Source organism: Rhodococcus sp. MH15, from assembly GCF_019266045.1.
Classification (GTDB): domain Bacteria; phylum Actinomycetota; class Actinomycetes; order Mycobacteriales; family Mycobacteriaceae; genus Rhodococcus_F; species Rhodococcus_F qingshengii.
On sequence record NZ_LPNP01000054.1, the window covers coordinates 36,011 to 53,789 of the forward strand.

13 protein-coding genes and 1 tRNA gene are annotated in these 17,779 nt (G+C 63.4%); 6 read left to right on the top strand and 8 right to left on the bottom strand.

Annotation, left to right across the window (positions count from 1 at the left end):
• Positions 1-8: 8 nt before the first annotated feature.
• Together ATN37_RS02520 and ATN37_RS02525 are read right to left on the bottom strand one after the other, a co-directional pair.
• A complete protein-coding gene (locus ATN37_RS02520; protein ID WP_007726175.1) occupies positions 9-1,160 on the bottom strand; it encodes a N(5)-(carboxyethyl)ornithine synthase in 1,152 nt (383 codons plus the stop codon).
• A 233-nt stretch (positions 1,161-1,393) separates the two neighbouring features.
• Positions 1,394-1,771 carry a MarR family winged helix-turn-helix transcriptional regulator gene (locus ATN37_RS02525; RefSeq protein ID WP_003941367.1) on the bottom strand — a complete coding sequence of 126 codons (378 nt, stop codon included), beginning with the start codon at positions 1,769-1,771 and terminating at the stop codon, positions 1,394-1,396.
• 85 nt (positions 1,772-1,856) lie between these two features.
• Here ATN37_RS02525 and ATN37_RS02530 point away from each other — a divergent pair, with 85 nt between their 5' ends.
• Positions 1,857-3,386, top strand: a complete 1,530-nt coding sequence (locus tag ATN37_RS02530) for an MFS transporter (RefSeq protein WP_007726177.1) — start codon at positions 1,857-1,859, stop codon at positions 3,384-3,386.
• Positions 3,387-3,459: 73 nt separating this feature from the next.
• Here ATN37_RS02530 and ATN37_RS02535 read toward each other — a convergent pair whose 3' ends face one another.
• From ATN37_RS02535 to ATN37_RS02550, 4 genes are all read right to left on the bottom strand, one after another.
• Positions 3,460-5,337: an FAD-dependent monooxygenase gene (locus ATN37_RS02535; protein ID WP_218694712.1), complete on the bottom strand. Its 1,878-nt coding sequence runs from the start codon at positions 5,335-5,337 to the stop codon at positions 3,460-3,462.
• Between the two features lie 2 nt (positions 5,338-5,339).
• The gene (locus ATN37_RS02540) at positions 5,340-6,668 is read right to left on the bottom strand and encodes an MFS transporter (protein WP_116056458.1); all 1,329 of its coding nucleotides are present in this window, start codon (positions 6,666-6,668) and stop codon (positions 5,340-5,342) included.
• 128 nt (positions 6,669-6,796) lie between these two features.
• The gene (locus ATN37_RS02545; RefSeq protein WP_064689462.1) at positions 6,797-7,723 is read right to left on the bottom strand and encodes a LysR substrate-binding domain-containing protein; all 927 of its coding nucleotides are present in this window, start codon (positions 7,721-7,723) and stop codon (positions 6,797-6,799) included.
• An 89-nt stretch (positions 7,724-7,812) separates the two neighbouring features.
• Positions 7,813-7,888: transfer RNA gene (locus tag ATN37_RS02550), tRNA-Arg, on the bottom strand.
• A gap of 243 nt (positions 7,889-8,131) precedes the next feature.
• On the opposite strand from ATN37_RS02550, the gene ATN37_RS02555 reads away from it, so the two are divergent.
• On the top strand, positions 8,132-10,501 hold the full coding sequence (locus tag ATN37_RS02555; RefSeq protein ID WP_099698501.1) for a phosphoketolase: 2,370 nt from the start codon (positions 8,132-8,134) through the stop codon (positions 10,499-10,501).
• A 55-nt stretch (positions 10,502-10,556) separates the two neighbouring features.
• Here the strand turns inward: ATN37_RS02555 and ATN37_RS02560 are convergent, their stop codons facing one another.
• Together ATN37_RS02560 and ATN37_RS02565 are read right to left on the bottom strand one after the other, a co-directional pair.
• On the bottom strand, positions 10,557-11,276 hold the full coding sequence (locus tag ATN37_RS02560; RefSeq protein WP_030537330.1) for a DUF305 domain-containing protein: 720 nt from the start codon (positions 11,274-11,276) through the stop codon (positions 10,557-10,559).
• Positions 11,269-12,096 (bottom strand): DUF3105 domain-containing protein, encoded by an 828-nt coding sequence (locus tag ATN37_RS02565; protein WP_003941378.1) that lies wholly within the window; start codon positions 12,094-12,096, stop codon positions 11,269-11,271. The genes ATN37_RS02560 and ATN37_RS02565 overlap by 8 nt, the downstream gene beginning before the upstream one ends.
• A gap of 216 nt (positions 12,097-12,312) precedes the next feature.
• On the opposite strand from ATN37_RS02565, the gene argS reads away from it, so the two are divergent.
• Genes argS through thrC form a run of 4 tightly spaced genes read left to right on the top strand, consistent with a single transcriptional unit; the run spans position 12,313 to position 17,772 of the window.
• Positions 12,313-13,965, top strand: a complete 1,653-nt coding sequence (gene argS / locus ATN37_RS02570; protein ID WP_099698502.1) for an arginine--tRNA ligase — start codon at positions 12,313-12,315, stop codon at positions 13,963-13,965.
• The gene (gene lysA / locus ATN37_RS02575; protein ID WP_003941384.1) at positions 13,962-15,383 is read left to right on the top strand and encodes a diaminopimelate decarboxylase; all 1,422 of its coding nucleotides are present in this window, start codon (positions 13,962-13,964) and stop codon (positions 15,381-15,383) included. Before argS ends, lysA begins: the two co-directional genes overlap by 4 nt.
• Positions 15,380-16,693 (top strand): homoserine dehydrogenase, encoded by a 1,314-nt coding sequence (locus ATN37_RS02580; RefSeq protein WP_007726192.1) that lies wholly within the window; start codon positions 15,380-15,382, stop codon positions 16,691-16,693. Before lysA ends, ATN37_RS02580 begins: the two co-directional genes overlap by 4 nt.
• Entirely contained in the window at positions 16,690-17,772 is a 1,083-nt protein-coding gene (gene thrC, locus ATN37_RS02585) for a threonine synthase (protein ID WP_003941280.1), read from the top strand. Before ATN37_RS02580 ends, thrC begins: the two co-directional genes overlap by 4 nt.
• Positions 17,773-17,779: the final 7 nt, after the last annotated feature.

The window sequence follows — 17,779 nt, forward strand, 5'->3', positions numbered from 1 at the left end:
CGGGGCGCCTACTCCGCGATGACAGCGTGCGGGTAGTCCGACGAGCGGTGCTGGAAACGCGTAATGGCGGGATTCACGATGACGCCGTCACGGATTTCGATGGCGCGGTCGACGGTCTCGTCTGCCTTCCAGGCCGTCTCTCCTGCCATCACAGTGGGCAGGTAGGGAAGAAGTGATTCGCTGATCTCCCACGACGCGGAGTTCCACAGGTACGACGGGCTGTGATCGACGCCGTAGTAAGTGATGTTGTCGCCGACGATGAAGGTCGGATCCGCGAACGAGGTGGGACGAGCCCAGCTGAACCCCATGCCTTCGTCGCACGAGACGTCGACGATGAGGCTGCCGGGTTGGAAGTCCATGAGATCTTCCTCGGTCAGGAACGTCAGTGGGGCGTCCGTGTTCTGCAGTACGCAGTTGACGACGATGTCGTGCTCGGCCAAGAAACCGGGCACCGGCACGCTGTGGTTGTCGAGCATGACGTGGCTGCCACGGACGTCACCGTTGTTGTTGTCGAACGAGACCATGCGCGCCGAGTGGATGGGGGAGCTGACGGCGGTGACTCCACGCTGGGTGAGGACGTCCACTTCGTGGATACCGTGCGCCTTGAGTGCTGTGACCGCGCCGCGTGCAGTGGCTCCGAAACCGATCACGGCAGCGGTGAGACGCCGGCCGTAGTCACCGGTGGAACCGATCAACTGCAGGGCGTGCAGTACCGAACAATAACCGGCGAGCTCGTTGTTCTTGTGGAACACATGCAGATTGAACGATCCGTCGCTGTGCCAGAAGTTCATGGCCTCGAAGGCGATGAGAGTCAGTTTCTTGTCGATCGCGATCTGTGTCAGTTCGGTGTCCTGGACACAGTGCGGCCAGCCCCAAAGAACCTGACCTGACCGTAGTTCGGCGAGGTCACGCACCAACGGCTTCGGTAGCAGAACCACATCGGTTTCCGCCAAAATCTGCTTGCGCGTGCGGATTCCGGCAACGAGGCGCGAGAGGTAGTCGTCGGAGTAGCCGAAGGGGTGGCCGTAGCCTTCTTCGAGGTAGATCCGAGAACGTAGTTCGGCATCGATGCGATCGAAATGCGCAGGATGGATCGGCAACCGGCGTTCTGCCGGTTTGCTCGACTGTCCGATGACTCCAAGGGTGCGTGCGTTGTTCAATTGTGTATCTCTCGATAGGAGCAGGTAGAGATGTCAGGCAGGAGCCTGAGGGACTAGCAGAAGCCGCAGGAACGCTGGCAGATTGCCTCGGCCAGGACCGCGTGAAAGCGTGCTGGCTGCGCTGCTGTCGATCGCCGACGGCAACAGAAAGGCGCGTCGGTATGTGCTCAGTCTAGTCCGGAACGGCCCTCGCCCGGTGGCCGGGCGCTGTGTCGTGCTCCGCTGACGTGTGGCTACTGCTCCCGCAGGCGTGAATCCAGTACGGCCAGTTGGATTTTGCTGGCGTCCGCGTGTACCTGACGTCCTTTGTCGGTGACGTCGACGAAGACTCCGCGCCGGTCGGCCTCGCACAGTGCTCGCTGAACCAGTCCGGCCTTCTCGAGACGGGCCACGCTACGGGAGAGCGCGCTGGGACTCAGGTACATCTCCGAGGCAAGCTCCTGCATGCGTGGACGTTCGCACGTGGCGTCCATGAGTCGGTCGAGGGCCTCGAAGTCGCTCATGCTCAGCCCATGCGCCGACTGCATCTGGCGATCGAGTTCGCACGCGATGTCGTTGTAGCTGGTCGACAGCGAGCGCCAGGTGTTGCGCAATTCGGATTCCGACGTCACGACCGCATTCTAGTTGAAGACTCGATTACGTGCAATTGCATTAAATGCTTGTGCATTATGTGCATGTGCATCTATTCTCGCTGACGTGACTTGCACAGACTCGACACTCAAACCATTCGATTCGCCGGAAGCCCCGGTTTCTACGGAATCCTCGGATCCGGCCACAGGGGAGGGCTGGTCCCTCAAGCTGTGGGGCATCCTCGCGGTGCTCTGCCTCGTGTTGTTCCTCGACGGTCTCGATGTGTCGATGGTGGGCGTCGCGCTTCCGTCCATCGGCAATGAACTGGGCCTGTCCACTACCTCGCTGCAGTGGATCATCAACGGCTACGTCCTCGGATTCGGCGGCCTGTTGCTACTCGGTGGACGTACCGCCGATCTTCTCGGGCGCAGGAAGGTCTTCCTGATCGCACTGACCGTGTTCGCAATCGCCTCGCTGGTCGGTGGCCTTGTCGACAACGGAACACTGCTGATCGCATCACGATTCGTGAAGGGATTGGCCGCGGCCTTCACCGCTCCTACCGCAATGTCCATTCTCACCACGACGTTCAAGGAAGGTCCGGCCCGTAACCGTGCGCTGTCGGTGTTCTCCGTGTTCGGCGCCAGTGGTTACTCGTCCGGTCTGATCCTCGGTGGGCTGTTGACCAGTGCCGGTTGGCGATTCACGTTCCTGATGCCGGTTCCGTTTGCCGTCATCGCGCTGATCGGTGGGTACTTCCTCATTCCGCGGGACCGTCCCGCAGATACCGGGGGACACGATCTCGTCGGCGCCGTCACCCTGGTGACGGGAATGCTTCTCACGGTGTACACGATGGTTTCGGCTCCGACCCGTGGATGGGCACACCCGATGACGCTGGGTTCGTTCGCCGTCGCAGCCGTGCTTCTGGCGACGTTCTTCTTCGTGGAGAAGAAGGTGGCGCATCCGCTTGTGCGACTTGGGCTTCTGCGCGTCGGCACTATCGTTCGTGCGAATCTGGCCATCATCGCGCTCTTCGGTTCCTACCTGAGCTTCCAGTTCATGATGACGATCTTCCTGCAGTCGGCCCTCGGCTGGTCGCCCCTGAAGATGGCGATGGCACTGCTCCCCGCGGGCATCATCGTCGCCTTCGGATCACCGTTCGTCGGACGGCTGGTCGACCTGTACGGCAGTGCCAAGCTCATCATCGCGGCACTGACGTCGCTCAGCGTCGGGTACCTCTGGTTCCTCTTCGCGGGCAGCGATTCACCGTCGTACGTCGTGGCGATTCTGCCGAGCGTCATCCTGCTCGGACTCGGATTCGCGCTGGGGTACACCTCGATCATGGCCCAGGCCACCTCGGGTGTCGACGACTCGGAGCAGGGTTTGGCGTCCGGGCTGGTGAACACCTCCGCTCAGGTCGGTGCGGCGCTCGTGCTCGCTCTGACCACTGCCCTCGTAACCGCTGGATCGCACACCGCATCCGGCGCCGGTACCGCCGGATTCGAGCAGTTCCATCCCGGACTGATCCTGGTCACCGGGGTCGCGCTGGTGGGCTTGGCGATCACCGTCTCGCCGCTGGTACGTGGAAGGTCGCAGCGGGGAAGATCCGTGCGTGAAATGCGCGCTGAGGAAGAAAAGGAATTGGCCGAGGTCAACTGAATACTCGCTTCATCCGCGAATGCGCTCGGCCGCGTAGGGGACAATCCTGCGCGGCCGAGTTGCTGTGTCTGAACTATCGCGTGGCAGATTTCAGGGCAGCGTCTTTCAGTGCTACGTCGAAGGTCGTCGACGTAGCTTGCGAACCGAGAATCAAGGCAAGGCGCACCAACATGGCTTCGCGGTCGGACGGATCAGCCTGATCCAGTGCGTTCGACAGTGCCAACCAGACGTGTTCGCGGTGGCCCTCGTCGTCGACCACCGCAGTTGTCGCCGACTGTGCCGTATCGAAGTGCGTCGGCGCAGTGCCGGCGGTGAGGTGTTTGGCCAAGTCGTTCAATTGCGTGGGATCGCTGATGCGGCACAGCACCAATCCGTCGGGCCGAATCACAAAGATCTCGCCGACACGAGCGCCGAGGGCAGATGCGAGATTGCCTTCGGCATCGGGAACCGTGGAGTCGGTAGTTCCCACGGTGATCACGCGTACGGTTTCCGGTGCAAGGGCCTGAGCAAGGATTTCGGCTTGCGTGTCGAGTTCGGATACCAGCTCAGCTGACAGTCCGAAAGCCAGCAGGCCGAATCCAGTACCGCGCAGACTGTTCAAGGAGGTAGATGAACCGTCCGCCGAGACCTGGACGACCCTGTCTTCCAACGGATCGCCGGGTAGTAGGCCCTCGGCGCCCGCAGCTGTCGGCCACGTCAGCGGGGAGAGCCGGGCGTGCGTCGCACTCGACTGGCGCGGGTTGATGAGGTGCGCGAATTCGCTTCGCTTGGTGGCGAGTTCGAGTACGGCATCGCGGGTGGTCCGGTAGCCGTGACTTCCCGGCGACATGATGAGCGTCGACTTGCCTGCGTTGTCGACGTTCTGCTGCCACGCGCTGCGACGTTCCTTCGAATACGCGTCGAGGATGGTGGAATCGGCAGCTCCGTTGATGACGGCGGCTAGTTGCCACACCAAGGTCTCGGCGTCTTCCATGCCCGAGTTCAGGCCGCGAACACCGAAGATCGGAACGAGATGCGCGGCGTCGCCGGCAAAAAGCACACGGCCGTGAGTGAAATCTTCCAGAGCGAGTGCGTGGGCGCGGTAGAAGCCGAACCATTCCAGGGTCCAGGGGATGTCGCTCTGGAGCCATTCGAGGTGACGCGTGATGCGGTCACGGATGCGATCTTCTTGCGTCTCCGCTTCCGGATCGTCCGAGGCGTCGAGCTGGTAGTCGATGCGCCAGATGTCCCGTGGTTGGCGATGCATGATGATCGTGGACCCCGGGTTGCTGGGTGCGTCGAACCACACCAGACGCTCGGCCGGGAGTTCCGATTCCCAATGAATGTCGGCAATGACGTAGTTGCCCTCGTAGCTGTTGCCCTGCAAGCGGATTCCGCTGAGTTCGCGCATCTTGCTGCGTCCACCATCGGCGGCAACGACCCACGCCGCGCGCAGTTCGCGGGTTCCGAACGCGGTGTCGACGGTCAGAGTCACCTCGTTGTCACCGACGGAGATGCCGGCGATCGACGACGACCAGTGGAATTTCACCAGTGGGTGAGCGAGCAGCTTGTCGGTCATGATCTGCTCGAACTCGGATTGCGAGACGTTGACCATGGGTCCACGCGCGTCGTGCTCGGCGGATGCCATGCGGAACTGCAGTACTTCCTGATCGCGGTAGTAACTCCGACCACCCACCCACGGCAGAACGATGTCTTCGAGCTCGGCACCGAAGCCGAGGCGTTCGGCAACTTCGAGGCTGTGGCGTGACACGCAGATCGCGCGACTGCCGAACGAGACCTGATCGGCCGCTTCGAGAATCGTGACGGCAATGCCGCGCTGCGCCAAGCCCATGGCTACGCCCATGCCGACGGGGCCGGCTCCGACGATCACGACGGGAAGTGTGTCGGCCGAAGGCGCCAGGGAGGCGAAGTCCTCGGGTGCGTACTTCTTCGGATGAAAGTAGGTCGACATGGTCACGAGGCTTTCTGTGCGGCAGTGTTTTTCGGGATCAATTGAGGTTCCGGGAGCAGCAGGATGGAAACCAGGCTGATCACGGCAATGATCACGAAGTAGGCGGTGATGGCGAACGAGGTGTCGAAGGCGGCGTAGAGCGCGGTGGCGATCATCGGGGCCAGACCGCCGCCGAGGATTGCGCCGATCTGGTAGCCGAGTGACGCTCCGCTGTAGCGGATGTGTGCGGGAAACAATTCGGCGAACAGTGCCGCTTGTGGGCCGGCGCAGCAGCCGAGCGTGAAGCCGAGGGCGATCATCGATACGAGCATCACCGGAACGATCGCTGTGTCGATCAGCGGAAAGAACACCGCTGCCGCCACTACCAGGGTGATCGAACTGCGGATGTAGACGGTCCGGCGTCCGAGAGTGTCCGACTTGTGAGCGCTGAAAGCCATTCCCGCCATCCAGAACGGGCAGGATGCGATGAGAAGAAAGAGCATCGTGGTCTTGCTGAAGCCGAGTTCGGTCTCGCCGTACTTGAGGACGTAAACCATGTACGCGTACGCGATTCCGTTGGTGGCGATGAAGGTTCCACCGGCGAGGAGCACAGTCTTCCAGTGTCTGGTGAGAACCTCGAGAATCGGCATGGACTCCGCCGGTGCCTCGGATTTCGACGCGGTGAACTCGTCACTTTCCTCGAGGCCGAGACGGATCCACATCGCAACGCCCACCAGAACTGCGCTGAGCAGGAACGGGATTCGCCATCCCCAGGAGTTGAATGAATCGTCGTCCATGAAGGCGGCGAGGGGGAGATAGACGAGATTGGCCACCAGTACGCCTGCGGGAACACCGATTTGTGGTGCGCTGCCGTACAGCCCCTTCCTGCCCTCCGGTGCGTTTTCGGTGGCGACCAGAACTGCGCCGCCCCACTCGCCGCCGACACCGAGTCCCTGAACGAATCGCAAGGTCACCAGGAGTATGGGGGCAAAGACGCCGATAGCGGCGTAGTTGGGTAGCAGTCCGATGGCAACGGTGGCGCAGCCCATCAGCATCAACGAGGTGACCAACATGGATTTGCGTCCGATGCGGTCGCCGAAGTGGCCCATCACGATTCCGCCGATGGGACGCGCGACGAATCCGACGGCGAGGGTGGCGAAGGCGGCGAGGGTGCCGGCCAGATCGGACGTGCCGGGGAAGAACTGCTTGCCGAGCACGAGTGCGGCGGCGGTGCCGTAGATGAAGAAGTCGTACCACTCGATGGCGGTGCCGACAAAGCTGCCGAGGGCGGCCTTACGCGCCTTGACCGTCGCGGCGGCGCGCGTTGCGGTCGGTGAGGCGATGGAGGTCATGAAGTGCCTTTCGAGATGAATGTGGCTTGAAGAAACAATGACGTGCGCCACAACAATTGAAAAGCGAAAGAATTGGAGGTTCTTGCACGGAAAATACGTGGAACCAGCTCCGCTGCCTGGTAGCGGGACTATTGGGCAGTTTCTGAGGGTGAAACGAATTCTATGAAAGCGCGTGCGACGCGGCTGAGGCGAGTGTTCTGGTGCCAAGCGAGAACTACGTGCACCGACGGCACGGCGGGGGAAGCGATGGTCTTGACGACCACCTCGAGCCCCTCGTACGTGACGTCGATCTTGGGCCGCTGGAGTAGCAGCGTCCAGCCGAGGCCACGGCCGACAAATGCCCGCGCCGTCTCGAAGTTCGCAGTTCTGTAGGCAACCTTCGGGGCGAATCCGCCTGCGCGACAGACGTCGAGCGCGTGTTTGGTGCTCGGCGGCGCGTCGAGGAGAACCATCGGGTGTTCCGCGAGGTCCGGAAGATGGATCGGTCGCTCGGACCGCGCGAGTGGGTGTTCTGCACCCAGGACGATCAAGGGTTCGCGGATGGCCAACGGAACTGTGCGCAATTGTGGAGACAGGTCCAGGTCGTAAGCGATTGCGAGGTCCAACTCGCCGTTCTCGAGATGTGTCTGGAGCCGATTCTGAGTGTCCTCGCGGAACTCCACCTGCGCGTCAGGATTCTCACGGGTGAACCCGGCGATCATCGACGGCAACACCGTCGGCCCCAGAGCGGGATAACAGCCGATCGCGATGGGCCCCGACACGCTTCCGCCGGTTCCGAGCGCATCGGATTCGAGTTCCCCGGCTTGCTGAAGTAGCGCCCGGGCGCGCACCAGAACGGATTCACCGGTGCGGGTCAGTTGAATGCCGAATGAGCGACGGCGAACGCACAGTTGAACTTTGAGCGCGCGTTCGAGTTCGGTGAGCGCCGCGGACAGGGCGGAAGGAGAGAGGTGCAGGCGCTCGGCCGCGGCACTGATCGTTCCGGTCTCGGCTACCGCGACAAACGCAGCAAGCTGACGCATCGTGTACGTGGGAGCAGGATCGATGCGAGGCATGAGATCGACAGTAGTCGGGTAGATTGCCCTGAATATTTTGGTGTGGCACCGTGAAGAGGTCGACGATCAATCGCTGACCTGCGTCTTCGTGGTGCCCCCGGCAGGATTCGAACCTGCGACCTTTCGCTCCGGAGGCGAACGCTCTATCCCCTGAGCTACGGGGGCGCACCGAATACTCGGTGTGCCGATTGGGCTGCGTTAGCGTAGCGCATTGCGGGGGGACAAGACCAAACCGGCACCCGCCTCGGCATGGCGTCGTCGCGGGAGGTAGTCGAGGATGCGGCCGGGGACCATGGTCGTCGAATCATCTGTACCGACTGACTCGGATGCTTTTTACGCCTAGGCTCGGCTCTGAGCACAGGCTCGGGCGGACTGCTCGGGCACCCTCGTGAGGTACGGGAGTCGTTGATGACCGATCACCACTATTCCGAAGACCAGCTCGCGCTCGACCTGAAGTGGTGGGCAGCGGCCAACTACCTGACCGTCGCGCAGATCTATCTGAAGGACAACACGCTTCTGCGGGAACCGTTGCGTGCCGAGCACATCAAGCCCCGACTGCTCGGGCACTGGGGGACCAGCCCCGGCTTGTCGATGATCTACACGCTCCTCAATCGGCACATCGTCGCCACCGGCGCAGACTGGCTGTACGTGACCGGTCCCGGGCACGGCGGTCCGGCGCTGGTCGCGTCGACGTATCTCGAGGGAACGTACTCGGAGATCTATCCTGAAGTCTCGGACGACGCCGAGGGCATCCACCGGATGTGTCGGCGATTCTCCGCTCCCGGCGGAGTGCCCAGCCATGTGAGTGTGCAGACACCCGGAAGCATCCACGAAGGCGGCGAACTCGGCTACGCCCTTGCCCATGCGGCCGGCGCTGCCTTCGATCATCCGAACCTCGTGGTGGCCTGTGTGATCGGCGACGGCGAAGCGGAGACCGGGCCGTTGTCCGGTTCGTGGAAGCTCCCGGCGTTCCTGAATCCACGACGCGACGGCGCGGTGCTGCCGATCCTGCACGTGAACGGTGCCAAGATCGCCGGGCCGACGGTCTACGGACGCAGCAGCGACGAAGACATCCAGGCCTATCTTGGTGGACAGGGGTGGGCGCCGATCGTCGTCTCCGGTGACGACCCCGACGCGGTGTTTCCTCAGCTGTATCAAGCGATCTCGCAGGCGTACGAGAAGATCCGCGAGATGCAGGGTGCCGCACGCCGCGGAGAGGAGTGGACGGGTTCGTGGCCGGCAATCGTGTTGCGGACGCCGAAAGGATGGACCGGTCCACACACCGTCGACGGAATCTTGGTCGAGGGCACACATCGTGCGCACCAGGTGCCGTTGTCCGGCGTGCGAAGCAACGAATCACATCTGCGGCAACTCGAAGAGTGGATGCGGTCGTACCGTCCGGACGAGTTGTTCGACGCCAACGGATCACTCGTCGCGGAACTGGCGGCGCTGTCGCCGACGGGGGACAAGCGCATGGGGAGCACTCCCTACGCGAACGGTGGACGACTTCGCGTCGATCTCCCGATGCCGCCGCTCGAAAAGTACGCGCTTCCCATCCAATCCCCGGGTTCGACCTTCCACGAGACGACGCGAGTGCTCGGCGAGCTTCTGCGCGACATCTACGCCGCCACGGAAACCGAGGACAGCGGCGGGATCTTCCGACTCTTCTGTCCGGACGAGACGTCGAGCAATCGCCTCGGCGCCGTATTCGAGACAACCGATCGCTGCTGGCAACTGCCGATCACCGACTACGACGACGGGCTGTCCGCGGACGGTCGTGTCATGGAGGTCCTCAGCGAGCACCTCTGCGAGGGATGGCTCGAGGGCTATCTGCTGTCGGGCCGACACGGGATGTTCGCGAGCTACGAAGCATTTGCGATGGTGAGCGTGTCGATGCTCATCCAGCACGCCAAGTGGCTCCAACATGCCGTCGACCTGCCGTGGCGGGCGTCTGTTGCTTCGCTCAACGTGCTGCTGACCAGTACGTGCTGGCGCAACGATCACAACGGATTCAGTCATCAGGGCCCCGGCATGATCGACGCCGTTATTCCCTTGGCACCCAGTGTGATCCGCGTGTGGCTGCCGCCGGATTCCAACACGTTGCTCTCGATCTCGGATCACTGCCTGCGTAGTACCGACCACGTCAACCTGATAGTCGTGGACAAGCAACCGCACCTGCAGTACCTCACGCTCGAGCAAGCGCACGAGCACTGCGCGGCGGGCGCTTCGGTCTGGGAATGGGCCGGAACCGAGGCTCGCGGACAGGAACCGGACGTGGTCCTGGCCGCCGCGGGAGATGTGCCGACGCAGGAGATCCTGGCTGCTGCACAGTTGCTGCGCGATCACACACCCGAACTGATCACCCGCGTCGTCAACGTCGTCGATCTGATGGCCTTGCTGACGCCAACCGAGCATCCCCACGGATTCGGGGAGCGGGTCTTCCTCGATCTGTTCTCCGCGCAGACCGACGTCGTGTTCGCATTCCACGGATACTCGCGTGCCGTGCACGAACTGATTCACGGGCGTCCGAGTCCCGAGCGCTTCCACGTTCGCGGATTCAGTGAACAGGGAACAACCACAACACCGTTCGACATGGTCGTCCTCAACAAGATGAGCCGCTACCACCTGGTGATCGAGGCGCTACGACGCTCCAAGCGTCGGCCGGCCGGGGCGTCCGAGTTGGCGGAGTTCTGCCGCACACAACTCGAAAAGCACTCGCGTTACATCGTCGAGCACCTCGAAGACATGCCGGAAGTAGAAAACTGGACCTGGTCCTGAAATTCAGGACCAGGCCCAGTTGGGTCTGAACATTCTCGGCTCAGTTCAGTTCTGCTCAGTTCATGGGCAGTGGCACTGCGCCGCGAGCTGCCAACATGTCGGTCATCAGCTTGGACTCGCTCTGCTGCGTGTTGACCATCGTCTGCGCCAGGCTGCGCACCGGCCCCTCGGTGGCGTCGGCTGCTGCGTACTCCATCATCGGAAGCCCACCTTCGTGGTGACGAAGCATCAGCTGCAGGAACAAGGTGTCGAGTTGCAGACCTTCCGCTGCGCGGAGAGCCGCAAGGTCCTCGGGGGACGCCATGCCGGGCATGGTGTCGACCGGCCCGGAATGACTCATGTCCATCGTGGCCGAAGTCCCGTGCGATCCATGGCCGGAGCCCGAATCCGACGACATCCACTCCATGTACGGGCCCACCTTGGACAGCGGCTGATCCCACATGGTCAGCCACGCCTGCATCTGACCGAGCTGGTTCTGCTGCGTGGTCAAGATGTCGAACGCCAGCGTGCGTACGTCGTTGTCCGTGGACTTCGTCAGGGCGATGGACGCCATGTCGACGGCCTGGCTGTGATGCACGCTCATGTCCTGCGCGAAGCCCACGTCCACCGAATCCGAAGCCGGAACGGTCAGTGACGACTTCGCATCGGGTCCGAGGAGGTTGGTCAGTGCGCCGAGCGCAAAACCGACGGCGATCGCGCCGATCAGACCGATGATCAGCAGTGCGGTGCGCTGACTCGGCTTCGAAGACTGATCGGTGTTCGTCGAACTATCCACCGGCGGGAATCTGTTCGTCGGTGGCCGGGGTAGCGCCCGTGCCGTCCATCTGGATGGCGTCGGCGCCCGGAGGTGTCGGATCGAACGGCGACGTCGACGGAGTGAACAGCGGGTTGGTGCAGCTCGCGCCGACCTCGGGATAGACGTTCGGGTTCTGGTTCAGCGCAGTGATGAACTGATCGATGCGATCGTCGTCGGCCTTGTCGATCTCGAGGCGATGGCCCCACGACTGCAGAGAAATGGGGCTGCTCTGACCGGGGTACGGCGACATCAGCATGTAGGACTTGCCGTTCACGCGTCCGGCGAGACTGTCGATCTGGTCCTGGTCGACGAGATCGGGGTTGTACGTGATCCAGATGGCGCCGTGCTCGAGCGAGTGGACGGCGTTCTCGGTGCGAATCGGGTCGGCGTACACGGTTCCGGTGCAGTTAGCCCAGGTGGCGTCGTGCGGGCCACCGAACGGCGGGGTCTGGTCGTACGCCACGCGCTGAGTGGAATCGACGTGCTGGCCGGCCGGGTACTCGATCTTGAGGACGCCGTCGATCTTGTCGGACGGATCCTTGTTCTCGGAGCTGTACTTGTACGGCTCGAGGGCCTGCCGCTCCTCGACCTTGGGCCACAGATTGATACCGAGCACGGCGATGAGTGCGAGCACAGCCACACCGGCGCCGATCGACAGCCAGGGGATCTGGCGGGGAGCGGGGACGCCGCCCTTGCCCTTCTTGGCCGGCCGACTGTTCTTGTTGGCGGCCTTGATGGCCTTGGCTGATTTGGCCCCGGAGTTCTTGTTGGGACCGCGACTATCGGAACCGCTTGGCATCGATTGGGCTCTTTCGGTGTGTGGGCTTGAGGTGTGGCGCGCCCGCGCATGAAGGTACGCGGTGGTAGCTCGGGCATTACCACTGTACTTTCCGAGTCTGAGGGCAAACTTTGAGAGTGGCGTGCGACACGCCACAGCGGCCCCGCGCACGTTCACGGAGAGCGAGGCGTGAGGCGAGTCTCCACTTCCGGTGTGCAGGCAATAGGATGAATACCTGTGACTCCAGCTGACCTTGCCGAACTGCTCCGCGGAACCGCAGCGAGCGTCCTTGCCGATCGTGGCCTCGACGTATCCGTGCTACCCGAAACCCTCACCGTCGAGCGACCACGCAACCCCGAGCACGGCGATTACGCCACCAACATTGCCATGCAGGTAGCCAAGAAGGTCGGCACGAATCCCCGCGAGCTGGCGGGCTGGATCGCCGAAGCCCTCACCGCTGCCGACGGAATCGAATCCGCCGAGATCGCCGGGCCCGGCTTCCTCAACATTCGGTTGGACAAGGACGCCCAGGGCGCGATCGTCGTGTCGGTTCTCGAAGCCGGTGCGTCGTACGGCTCGGGTGACTCCCTCGCCGGCAAGAAGATCAACCTCGAATTCGTCTCCGCCAACCCCACCGGACCGATTCACCTCGGTGGAACCCGTTGGGCCGCAGTCGGAGACGCGCTCGGACGCATTCTGTCCGCGCAGGGTGGTTTGGTAACACGTGAGTACTACTTCAACGATCACGGTGCCCAGATCGACCGCTTCTCGCGTTCGCTGATCGCTGCAGCGAAGGGTGAACCTGCTCCCGAAGACGGTTACGCCGGTGCATACATCGCCGACATCGCCGCCTCGGTTCTGAAGCAGCGTCCCGACGTCATGGATCTGCCTGCCGACGAGCAGCAGGAAACCTTCCGCGCCATCGGCGTCGAATTGATGTTCACGCACATCAAGCAGACCCTGCACGACTTCGGCGTCGACTTCGACGTCTACTTCCACGAGAACTCGCTCTTCGAATCCGGTGCGGTCGAGAAGGCCGTCGAATCCCTCAAGGGTTCGGGCAACCTCTTCCACGAAGACGGTGCGTGGTGGCTCAAGAGCACCGACTACGGCGACGACAAGGACCGCGTCGTCATCAAGAGCGATGGCAACGCCGCCTACATCGCCGGTGACATCGCCTACTTCCAGAACAAGCGCGCACGTGGGTTCGACCTCTGTATCTACATGCTCGGCGCCGACCATCACGGTTACATCGGCCGTCTCAAGGCTGCCGCTGCCGCATTCGGCGACGATCCGGACACCGTCGAGGTGCTGATCGGCCAGATGGTCAACCTCGTCAAGGACGGCACTGCCGTCAAGATGAGCAAGCGTGCAGGCACCGTCATCACCCTCGACGACCTGGTCGAGGCAATCGGCGTCGACGCCTCGCGTTACGTCATGATCCGCTCGTCGGTCGACTCGAGCATCGACATCGACCTCGACCTGTGGACCAAGACCAGCAGCGAGAACCCCGTCTACTACGTGCAGTACGCGCACGCACGCCTCTCGGCGATCGCTCGCAACGCCGCAGACCTCGGTCTGTCCGCCGACGCGAGCAACCTCGCCCTGCTCACCGTCGAGCAGGAGGGTGACCTCATCCGCACGATCGGCGAGTACCCACGCGTCGTGTCGAGCGCTGCGAATCTGCGTGAGCCGCACCGTATTGCCCGCTACCTCGAAGAACTCGCGGGTGCGTACCACCGCTTCTACGGCGCGTGCCGCATCCTTCCGCAAGGCGACGACGACGCCACCGACGTGCACCGCGCGCGTCTGGCTCTCTGCGCCGCCACCCGACAGGTCCTGGCCAACGGTCTCGAACTGCTCGGCGTCACCGCACCGGAGCAAATGTGAACGCGCACCCCGCCGGCCCCAAGCATGCCGAGCAGTTGCAGGCCCCCGGCTTGCCCGACCGTCCGACCAGCCCCGAAGCCTTCGGCGAACTCTCACCGCAGGTGTGGCCGCGCAACGCTTCTCGCGGCGACGACGGTGAAGTGACCCTCGCGGGTGTCAAGGTCGGTGAACTTGCCGAGAAGTACGGCACTCCGTTGTTCGTCATCGACGAGGACGACTTCCGTTCACGCTGCCGTGACATGGCCCGCGCCTTCGGCCCGGATGCCAAGGTGCACTACGCATCCAAGGCATTCCTCTGTGGCGAGATCGCACGCTGGGTCGCCGACGAAGGCCTCTCGCTCGACGTCTGCTCCGGCGGCGAACTGGCGATCGCGTTGCACGCGGACTTCCCGGCCGAGCGAATTGCCATGCACGGCAACAACAAGTCAGTCGCCGAACTGGCCGCTGGTGTCGCCGCGGGCGTCGGACACGTCGTGCTCGACTCGTCGATCGAGATCGACCGACTCGATCGTGTCGCCGGTGAGGCCGGTGTCGTTCAGGACGTGTTGATCCGACTGACCGTCGGCGTCGAAGCGCATACTCACGAATTCATCTCCACCGCACACGAGGACCAGAAGTTCGGTTTCTCGCTGGCCGGGGGAGCGGCGATCGACGCGGTCCGTCGCGTCTTCGCTGCCGACAACTTGCGCCTGGTCGGCCTGCACAGCCACATCGGTTCGCAGATCTTCGACGTCGACGGTTTCGAGGTGGCAGCGCACCGCGTGATCGGTTTGCTCCGCGACGTCGTCACCGAGTTTGGAGTCGAGAAGACCAAGCAGATTTCGATCATCGACCTCGGCGGCGGCATGGGGATCTCGTATATCCCCTCCGACGACCCGCCGCCCGTCGACGAACTGGCAGCAAAGCTCGGCCACATCGTGCGCAACGAGTCCGCACTGGCCGGATTGCCGGAGCCGACGCTTGCCGTCGAACCCGGCCGCGCCATCGCCGGACCTGGCACGGTGACGCTCTACGAGGTCGGCACCATCAAGGACGTCACGGTGGGTAGCTCGCTGACACGCCGCTACATCAGCGTCGACGGCGGGATGAGCGACAACATCCGCACGTCCCTCTACGGTGCGGAGTACGAAGCCAAGTTGGTTTCGCGAACTTCCGAGGCTGATCCCGTCGTTGCACGTATCGTCGGTAAGCACTGCGAGTCCGGTGACGTGGTCATTCGGGACACCTGGATGCCCGAGGACGTCGGGCCCGGTGATTTACTAGCGGTAGCAGCGACCGGTGCATACTGCTATTCGATGTCGAGCAGGTACAACCTGCTCACCCGCCCAGCCGTGGTGGCGGTGCGTGACGGAGTCTCACGCGTGATTCTGCGGAGGGAAACAGTGGAAGATCTGCTCAGCTTGGAGGTATCGCAGTGACGAGCGAATCGGCGCATCGCGCTATCGGTGTGGCCGTTCTCGGCCTCGGCAACGTCGGGAGCGAGGTCGTCCGGATCATTCGTGAGCAGGCCGAGGAACTCGAAGCTCGCGTCGGCGCCCCGTTGGAACTGCGGGGGGTTGCCGTCCGCCGTATCGGCTCGGACCGCGGAATTCCCGAGGAACTGCAGACGACGGACGCCGAGTCCCTGGTCGGTCGTGACGACGTCGACATCGTGGTCGAGGTGATCGGCGGAATCGAGCTCCCTCGCAAGCTGATTCTCTCTTCCCTCAACTCCGGTAAGTCGGTCGTGACCGCCAACAAGGCGCTGCTCGCGGACCACACCGGTGAATTGGCGGAGGCTGCAGAGGCCAACTCTGTCGACCTGTACTTCGAGGCCGCTGTTGCCGGCGCGATCCCCGTGATCCGCCCGCTCACACAGTCGTTGGCCGGAGACCGTGTCAACAAGGTCGCCGGAATCGTGAACGGCACCACCAACTTCATCCTTTCGGCGATGGACGAGACCGGCGCCGACTACGAAGAGACCTTGGCCGAAGCCGGACGCCTCGGATACGCGGAAGCCGACCCGACCGCGGACGTCGAAGGCTACGACGCCGCGGCGAAGGCAGCGATCCTCGCGTCGATCGCGTTCCACACCCGCGTCACTGCCGCGGACGTGTACCGCGAAGGAATCTCCACGATCACCTCCGCCGACCTGGCGTCGGCGAAGGCACTCGACTGCACGATCAAGTTGCTCTCGATCTGCGAGCGCATCGTCACGCCCAAGGGCAAGGAGCGGATTTCCGCTCGCGTGTACCCGGCGCTGGTTCCGCTCAGCCATCCGCTGGCCTCGGTCAACGGCGCGTTCAACGCCGTTGTCGTGGAAGCAGAGAACGCCGGCCGGCTCATGTTCTACGGCCAGGGCGCAGGCGGCGCCCCCACCGCTTCCGCGGTGATGGGTGACCTGGTGATGGCTGCGCGCAACAAGGTTCACGGCGGCCGCGGCCCCCGCGAGTCCAAGTACGCCAAGCTCAAGGTCGCCCCGATGGGCGACATCCTCACGCGCTACTACGTGAACATGGAGGTCGCGGACAAGGAAGGTGTGCTTTCCGCAGTCGCCGCCGAGTTCGCCAAGCACGGCGTGAGCATCTCCGTCGTCCGCCAGGAGGGCGCCGGCGCCGGCGCGCGTCTGGTGGTCGTCACTCATGTAGCAACCGACGCGGCTCTCTCCGAGACCGTGGCGGCCCTCAACGAACTCGAATTCGTCACCGCTGTGACCAGCGTGCTGCGACTGGAAGGCACTGAACAATGACCGGCATCGTCAACCCCGTCCACAAGGCATGGCCGGGTCTCATCGAGGCATACCGGGACCGTCTCGCGATCGGTGACAACTGGAAGACCGTCACCCTGCGCGAAGGCGGCACCCCGCTCCTGCCGGCCGGCCACCTCTCCGAGATCACCGGCTGCGACGTCTACCTCAAGGTCGAGGGCCTCAACCCCACCGGTTCCTTCAAGGACCGCGGCATGACGATGGCCGTCACCGACGCCTTGGCCCGTGGCCAGCGCGCAGTTCTGTGCGCGTCCACCGGCAACACCTCCGCCTCGGCCGCTGCGTATGCAGCCAAGGCCGGCATGACCTGCGCCGTGCTCATCCCGCAGGGCAAGATCGCCATGGGCAAGCTTGCGCAGGCAGTCATGCACGGCGCCAAGATCATTCAGGTCCAGGGCAACTTCGACGACTGCCTCGAGTTGGCACGCAAGACCACGGCCGAATTCCCCACCATCGGTCTCGTCAACTCGGTCAACCCGGTGCGCATCGAAGGCCAGAAGACCGCGGCATTCGAGATCATGGACGTCCTCGGCAAGGCTCCCGACGTGCACGCACTCCCGGTCGGAAACGCCGGAAACATCACCGCGTACTGGCGCGGATACTCCGAGTACTACGCGGACGGTCTGACCACGGTGAAGCCCCGCATGCTCGGCGTCCAGGCAGCCGGAGCGGCTCCGCTGGTCAACGGTGCACCCGTCAAGGATCCCGAAACCATCGCCACCGCAATCCGAATCGGTTCTCCCGCTTCCTGGAACGGCGCTGTCGCCGCGAAGGAAGAGTCGAACGGTGCATTCCGTGCCGCCACCGACGAGAAGATCCTCGAGGCTTACCGTCTGATCGCCGCCACCGAGGGCGTCTTCGTCGAACCGGCGTCGGCAGCCAGCGTCGCCGGCCTGCTCGCCGCACGTGCAGAGGGCTGGCTCGAGCCGGGCCTGACCGTCGTGTGCACGGTGACCGGTAACGGTCTCAAGGATCCTGACACGGCTTTGAAGGGTATGCCGAACGTCGAGCCGATCGGTGTCGATCCCGTTGCCGTCGCGGCTGCCCTCGAGCTTGCATAGTGTCCGT

Bases quoted from the DNA above. Each gene is read 5' to 3' on its own strand.
- ATN37_RS02555 (WP_099698501.1), top strand. From the start codon at position 8,132: ATGACCGATCACCACTATTCCGAAGACCAGCTCGCGCTCGACCTGAAG.
- ATN37_RS02540 (WP_116056458.1), bottom strand. From the start codon at position 6,668: ATGACCTCCATCGCCTCACCGACCGCAACGCGCGCCGCCGCGACGGTC.
- ATN37_RS02535 (WP_218694712.1), bottom strand. From the start codon at position 5,337: ATGTCGACCTACTTTCATCCGAAGAAGTACGCACCCGAGGACTTCGCC.
- thrC (WP_003941280.1), top strand. From the start codon at position 16,690: ATGACCGGCATCGTCAACCCCGTCCACAAGGCATGGCCGGGTCTCATC.
- ATN37_RS02565 (WP_003941378.1), bottom strand. From the start codon at position 12,096: ATGCCAAGCGGTTCCGATAGTCGCGGTCCCAACAAGAACTCCGGGGCC.
- ATN37_RS02545 (WP_064689462.1), bottom strand. From the start codon at position 7,723: ATGCCTCGCATCGATCCTGCTCCCACGTACACGATGCGTCAGCTTGCT.